This window comes from Aeromonas salmonicida subsp. salmonicida, from assembly GCF_001643305.1.
Classification (GTDB): Bacteria; Pseudomonadota; Gammaproteobacteria; order Enterobacterales; family Aeromonadaceae; genus Aeromonas; species Aeromonas salmonicida.
The window spans coordinates 1-6,390 of the sequence record NZ_LSGW01000057.1; the positions used below are offsets into that span (position 1 = coordinate 1).

Sequence of the window (6,390 nt, forward strand, 5' to 3'; positions counted from 1 at the left end):
CAGAATTATTTACAGGCTCAGGGAGGGGCTTGTTTTCCCCTTCCCATTGGATGTATCAAACGGATTTTCCGTCATCAGAAATTGCAGAGTATTCCATGATTCGTTTTTGATGAATGGAGGATGATATAAGTTTTTCATCTACTGGCACCATGAGCCTCTTTGCCCTGTCTAAAAGAAGTTCTCCTTTTTTATTTACAGACGTGTCATTACCATCTGGGTGTGCTCTTATGTACTGATCCAATCTACGTTGAGATTGTGCATGTTTGTAAAAAGTAGGTGGGAGTAATCTGTCTAAAGCTTCACCTTCAAGAACATCACACTTCATTCCGTCTGGTAACCTTTCTGATAATATTTCCTCATGGAGCGCATCCAGTGGAGCTCTCTCGGAAAACATTTTTTTTGCCAAACCAACGCTGAATATCCCACATTCTGAATTGCTTCTTTGTATATCCATCACTGCTATGCAGAAATGAGGTTTAGGAATTATTTCCGCCTCTCTCTTTAAACATGACGATACGCGCATTGCTAACATAGCTGGCCCCATGCTATTTAGATTAGCTGGTTCCATAAGAAGCAATGAGAGCTTACCATCTACCATTTTGCAGTCAATTGCAGCAAAATGAATTCCTGACTCACCCATGTTTACCACGTATCTGAATTGTTCTTTTCCGTTGGATATGGCTCTTCCTATCTCACTAGGTAAGTCTATTGGGTTCGACACAAAATTCAAATTTAACCCCACATGCTTATTGTTGGCTGCCTCGATAAGCAATGGCATTTTACCTAGATCTATGCTGGCGTAATTTTCATGTGAGGTGAAAAACTCACCGCTAGCCAACTCTCTTTCCATGGTTGCAATCAAAAGTTGCAATTCTTCTTTAGTTGCCTCTTGGATTGTGGTTTTTTCATCTTGGTTGGTTAGGTCGGTTTTTATATGGATGGGGGGTATATTCATAACGCCTTCCTTTTTCACATTGTCATTTCAAAACGGAATTTTGAGCATCAATTTTAAATAAAATTAAATTTTTGGGTTTTATTTTTAATATCATAAATATATCACTTTCAGACATCGTGGTACGCAGCCGTTTTTGAGATGGCAGGGGGCGTCTGGCGCTGCTTGGGGAGGTAGTGACGGACGTTATCAAGGACGCAATGGATTTCCTGTTGGATGGCGTGTAACGTACTGTCTATAAAAAACAAACCCCGAATCTCTGTTTATCAACTTGGCGGAAGATCCAGAGAGTTCGGGGTCGTGACCTAATCACAGGAACAAGAATACCACATGGATCACATCAAACAAGCCAGCACCGCCAATAAGCGCGGTGTCCGATGGTAAAACCAGCGCGTCAAGCTGCTGCCTTTGTCGAACGTCTCCCTCGTCGTCCCTACTGCACCGATGATCCGGCGCAGGGGCTGCTTATCCGTCCGCAAGCGACCGCACTGGCCTATCGCCATATCCAACACAACCCGCCGCCGCATGTGGCCTGTCTGGTGTTCGATGTGGACAGCTCAGACGGCTATGAGGCGTGGAAGGATGCGGGATTACCTGCCCCGAACTGGATCACGTTCAACCCCAAGAACAGCCATGCACACTATGGGTACTATCTTGAGGCTGTTGTGGCCCGTACCTGTGCGGCCAAGCAAAAGCCGTTGCGCTACCTGGCGGCCATAGAACACGTTCTAGCGAAGCGGCTGGGGGCGGATATGGGGTACTCAGGGCTCATCACAAAAAACCCCGTACACGGCGATTGGTGGACAATATGGCACCACTCCGAGCCGTTTAGCCTCGACTATCTGGCGGAGTTCTGCCCTGATGCGGAGTTGGCGGCCTATAGCCGCCGCAGTCGCAGAGAGGTCGGTGGGCTGGGGCGTAACGTCACGGTGTTCGATAACGTGCGTGAATGGGCCTACAGCGCCGTTAGAGAGTACTGGCGGCCTAACGGGTACGAGGCTTGGGCCGATGCGGTGAGAGCTGCTTGTGATTGCTCCAATGCGTTTGGGCGGGAGCAGGGCGGCCCGCTGCCCGTGTCGGAGATCAAGGCCACGGCCAAGAGCATTGCCCGTTGGGTATGGAACCGATTTACCCCCGCAGGGTTTAGCCAGGTGCAAGCACATAGAGGGGCTAAGGGCGGTAAGGTATCCAAGGGCGGCGGCAGGCCAAGTAACAGTGGTAAGGCTCGCCATGACTTGCTTCCCGAGGTGATCAGGCTCAAAGCTATGGGTTACAGCAACCGCGATATCGCCGAGGATCTGCAAATCTCGTCCAGTACAGTAAGCCTATATCTCAAACGTGATCGTGAGTGATCGAAACAAGCCTTATCAGATAACAGCGCCCCGTAAGGGGCGTTTCCCTTTCAAGAGATCATCGAGAGGGAACCTTGGCGATGTGGGCAAGCGCCCGAACCGTAGGCCGTCCATCAGGCCGTGGGTTTGCCCTGTGGGCGGGGGCGTTGTCCACGGAGCTGCTTTAGGCTTGATTTGCGTATGGCCTTCAAGCTCTCGCCCGCCTGTTCCGATGTCAGCACCAAGACTGAACCGCCATCCCTGATTGCCTGCATCTGGGCGTCTAGTCCTTCCAGCAGTTCCCGATTTATCGTTACAGTAACGTTACTCTCCTGCTGTTTGGCACGAAAGGCGGCCTGACGTTCTGCTCCCGTCTTGGCGTTTCCGGTCTTGGGTCTACCCCGGCCACGCTTCTCGCCAAACATATCCCCCGTTCCCTTGTCGGTGCTGTCCTTCATAGCCACTCCAATTTTAGTCACTGTGACGATAATTAAATATTCGTTACTGTAACGGTAATTGTCAATTTTTTTCAGCCCCTACTTTTATGCTACCTTGGTTTTAGCCAGCCTACCCGTATTACTGTTTCGCCCGCTTCGCGGCTCACAGTAATACGGGGCTGGTGAGGGGCTTCGCCCCTTCAATCCCCACACAAAAAACACCGGAGGCACCGTGACCAAAACGGCCAGAACGACCACCGTCAGCGTGCGGATAGACAAGCCGACCGCCGCCGAATGGCGAGAGAAGGCGCTGGCGTCAGACCTCAGTTTGTCGGACTGGATCAGGGGGGCTATCGATGCCAATCAGCAAACGCACCTGCCGACCCCGCGCAAGCGAGCGGTCCGAGTGCGCGATACCAGCCACGATGCGGATCCGGTACTGATGCGGCAATTGGCAGGGATGAGCAACAACCTCAACCAGATCGCCCGCGCCCTGAACGAGTGCCGGCTGATCGGTGCGCCAGTGCAAGTGCAAGTGGTCGAAGTGCTGGCCTTGCTTCGCAGTATCGAGGGGCAGGCCGCGCACCTGCTGCCCCAGTTGCCGCCGCCCCCCAATCCGAACCGCAAGGGGGAGAGCGATGCACATTAAATTCCTTGCCCACGGCACGGGCAGCGGTGCCCGCGCCTCGGCCTACCTCATGGGGCCGCACGATCACACAGGGGCGCCACGGGCAGGGGTGGCAGTACTGCGAGGGGATCCGGTGCTGTTCGCGGCGGTGGCTGACTCGCTGCCCTTTCAGCAGCGCTATAGCAGTGCAGTGATCTCATGGGCTGCCGAAGAGGCCCCGCGACCGGACGAGATCAGCGCCGTGCTGGACGACTTCGAGGCGCTGGCATTTGCCGGACTGGCGCGGGAGGAGGTGCACCTGACCGCTGTCGAACACGCCGAAGCGGATGGCGGGGTGCATGTGCACATCCTGATCCCCCGTGTTCACCTGGGGAGCGGTAAATCGTTCAATCCGGCCCCGCCAGGGCAGCGCAAAGACTTCGATGCGGTGAGGGACAAGCACAACCACGAAAAGGGATGGGCGCGGCCAGACGACCCGCTCAGGGCGCGGCTATTGCGGCCAGATTTTGAAGCGTACAAGGCCGTGACAGACCACACCGCCATCAAAAAGCAGCTCACCGACCACCTGATCGGGGCAGTCGCGCAAGGGGTGGTGAGCAATGCCGCCGAACTGCGGGCCTACCTGCAAGAGGGGCTAGGGTGCGAGATCACGCGCACAGGCAAGGATTACACCAGCGTCAAGCCGGAGGGATACCCGAAGGCGATCCGGTTGAAAGGGGAGTTGTATGGAGAGTCTTGGACAGCACAAAGCACGCTTGAGCGAGAAGCTCAAGCAGCGGCAAGAGCAGGAATTGGGCGAGGTGGAGAAGTTAGCGCAAGCGCTGCTAGAGACGCTCAGGAGCGACTTACAGACGCGCATCAGCGGCGAGCTGAATACAACCGTGACCGCTATCAGGGACGAGATCGAGGACTTGCCCCAGCATATCTACGACGCGAGCAGGCCCTTGAAAACGGTCTTGATGGAGGTCAAGGACGAAGCCGACATGCTGAAACTGGTCTCCAGCGTCTGGTTCAAAGCCACGCTGCTGGGGATGTGGGGTTACTGATGGGAAGCTGGTTTGGCATGAGCTGGATATGGGATCAGATCGAGCAAGACATGGGGACGTTGCGGAGTTTGCGGCAAGAGATCAGCAGCGCCCAGAGCACACTGGACGCGTTGCCGAAGGGGGTGAGCTACGTCAAGGGGGCGGATGGCAAACGCTACCTTATCGCCCGCAAGATGGGGACTCCGTTCAAGACAGAGGTGGGCAAGATGGCCGTGGAGGTGCGCTAAATGACAGAACTGGAGCGGGTACTGTTGGCGAAGCTGGAGCAGATCGAACAGCGGCACGAACAACAAACCGAGGACTTGAGGCAGCAATTGCAGCAGCAGGCGCACTCTTTGAGCGCGTTGCAAAAGGTGTGCAGCGATGCGCTCAGGAGCTGCGGGAAGCTATGCAGCGACCTGCACGAGGAGATCCGGACGTTGCAGAGCGGGGTAACGCACTCGAACAAGGTTACCAGCGCAGCGCTAGGGAGCTTGAGCAGCAGTGTCAGCGCCTTGAACAAGGCGCTGGAGAACTTGCAGAGCGCGCAGGGGTGATCAACGAGCAGGCCAAGGAGCTCAAGGAGAGCAAAGAGCTGGAGTTATCGCTGGAGTATGAACGGTATAAAGGACTTGAACTGTAGGACCACAGCGCGTTGCTTGGCAGCTGCGTATTCCGGAGAGAGGGAGGGGAGCCTGTAAATCCAATTGTGTAACCGCCCACGAATAAGTAATTTTTTCAAAAGGATACCTTCGTGGGTAAGCAAATGGACCAAGACAAACTCAAAGCACTGGCCGCTGAACTGGCCAAAGACATCAAGTCTGAAAAAGATCTCGGCACCCTCACCCAACAGCTGATCAAGCTCACCGTCGAGACCGCGCTCAATGCCGAGATGGACGAGCATCTGGGCTACGAGAAACACGCTCCACAAGGCCGCGGGACCGGCAACAATCGCAATGGCTATTCCACCAAGCGCCTAAAAGGCCAGCACGGAGAGGTCACCATCCAGGCGCCTCGCGACCGTAACGCCTCCTTCGAGCCTCAGTTCGTCCGCAAGGGCCAGTCCCGCCTGACCCAGATGGACGACCAGATCCTCGCCCTCTACGCCAAGGGCTTGAGTACGCGGGATATCGTGGACGCGTTCAAAGAGATGTATGACGCCGACATCTCGGCGGGGCTGGTATCGAAGGTGACCGAACGTGTCATCGAGCAGGTCCACGAATGGCAAAACCGGCCGCTGGATCCGCTCTATCCCATCGTCTATCTGGACTGCATTGTGCTGAAGATCCGCGCGAACCAGCGGGTGATCAACAAGTCGCTCTATTTGGCTCTGGGCATCAATATGGAGGGGCACAAGGAGCTGTTGGGCCTGTGGCTGGCCGAGACCGAAGGGGCAAAGTTCTGGTTGTCGGTCCTGACCGAGCTGAAGAACCGCGGCCTGGAAGACATCCTGCTCGCGTGTGTGGATGGTCTCAAGGGTTTCCCTGATGCCATTGCCGTGGAGTATCCCCAGACCAAGGTGCAACTGTGTATCGTCCATATGGTCCGCAACTCGTTGCGCTATGTCTCCTGGAAGGACTACAAGGCGGTGACGGCTGAACTGAAGCAGATCTACCAGTCTGCGACGGAACGTGAGGCTCAGCAGGCGTTAGCGACCTTCGGCGAGCGCTGGGATAGCCAGTACCCGCAGATAGCGCGCTCGTGGCAGAATAACTGGGACAATCTGATCACGCTGTTTGATTATCCCCCCGCCATCTGGAAGGTAATTTACACAACCAATGCGATCGAGTCACTCAACAGCGTGCTGCGCAAAGCGACCAAACAAAGGAAGCTGTTCCCGACCGATGAGTCGGCGCTCAAAGTGGCGTTTCTCGCGATACAGCAGGCTTCAAAGAAGTGGACCATGCCAATCCAGAATTGGAAGCCTGCCCTGAATCGCTTTATTATCGAGTTCGGTGATCGCCTGAACGGTCACCTGTAATGGAGTGGGCAGTTACACAGAATTATTTACAGGCTC

General features: G+C 55.0%; 7 protein-coding genes. 5 read left to right on the top strand and 2 right to left on the bottom strand.

Annotation, left to right across the window (positions count from 1 at the left end; all coding sequences use genetic code 11):
• Nucleotides 1-55: 55 nt before the first annotated feature.
• A complete protein-coding gene (gene aopP, locus AXW79_RS09225) occupies nt 56-955 on the bottom strand; it encodes a type III secretion system YopJ family effector AopP (RefSeq protein WP_005321749.1) in 900 nt (299 codons plus the stop codon).
• Between the two features lie 374 nt (nt 956-1,329).
• Between aopP and AXW79_RS09230 the strand changes: the two genes are divergently transcribed.
• Complete coding sequence (locus tag AXW79_RS09230; RefSeq protein WP_005321745.1) at nt 1,330-2,304, top strand: replication initiation protein; 975 nt, start codon at nt 1,330-1,332, stop codon at nt 2,302-2,304.
• Nucleotides 2,305-2,417: 113 nt separating this feature from the next.
• Here the strand turns inward: AXW79_RS09230 and AXW79_RS09235 are convergent, their stop codons facing one another.
• Nucleotides 2,418-2,741 (bottom strand): hypothetical protein, encoded by a 324-nt coding sequence (locus AXW79_RS09235; RefSeq protein ID WP_005321740.1) that lies wholly within the window; start codon nt 2,739-2,741, stop codon nt 2,418-2,420.
• Between the two features lie 211 nt (nt 2,742-2,952).
• On the opposite strand from AXW79_RS09235, the gene AXW79_RS09240 reads away from it, so the two are divergent.
• The 4 genes from AXW79_RS09240 (at nt 2,953) to AXW79_RS09255 (ending at nt 6,354) form a co-directional block, all read left to right on the top strand.
• The gene (locus AXW79_RS09240; protein WP_005321738.1) at nt 2,953-3,369 is read left to right on the top strand and encodes a MobC family plasmid mobilization relaxosome protein; all 417 of its coding nucleotides are present in this window, start codon (nt 2,953-2,955) and stop codon (nt 3,367-3,369) included.
• Nucleotides 3,359-4,621, top strand: coding sequence for a relaxase family protein (locus tag AXW79_RS09245; protein WP_050858119.1), 1,263 nt, complete (start codon nt 3,359-3,361; stop codon nt 4,619-4,621). The genes AXW79_RS09240 and AXW79_RS09245 overlap by 11 nt, the downstream gene beginning before the upstream one ends.
• The gene (locus AXW79_RS23700; protein WP_005321735.1) at nt 4,622-4,930 is read left to right on the top strand and encodes a hypothetical protein; all 309 of its coding nucleotides are present in this window, start codon (nt 4,622-4,624) and stop codon (nt 4,928-4,930) included.
• Between the two features lie 209 nt (nt 4,931-5,139).
• Nucleotides 5,140-6,354 (top strand): IS256-like element ISAs3 family transposase, encoded by a 1,215-nt coding sequence (locus AXW79_RS09255; RefSeq protein ID WP_011069623.1) that lies wholly within the window; start codon nt 5,140-5,142, stop codon nt 6,352-6,354.
• Nucleotides 6,355-6,390 lie beyond the last annotated feature (36 nt).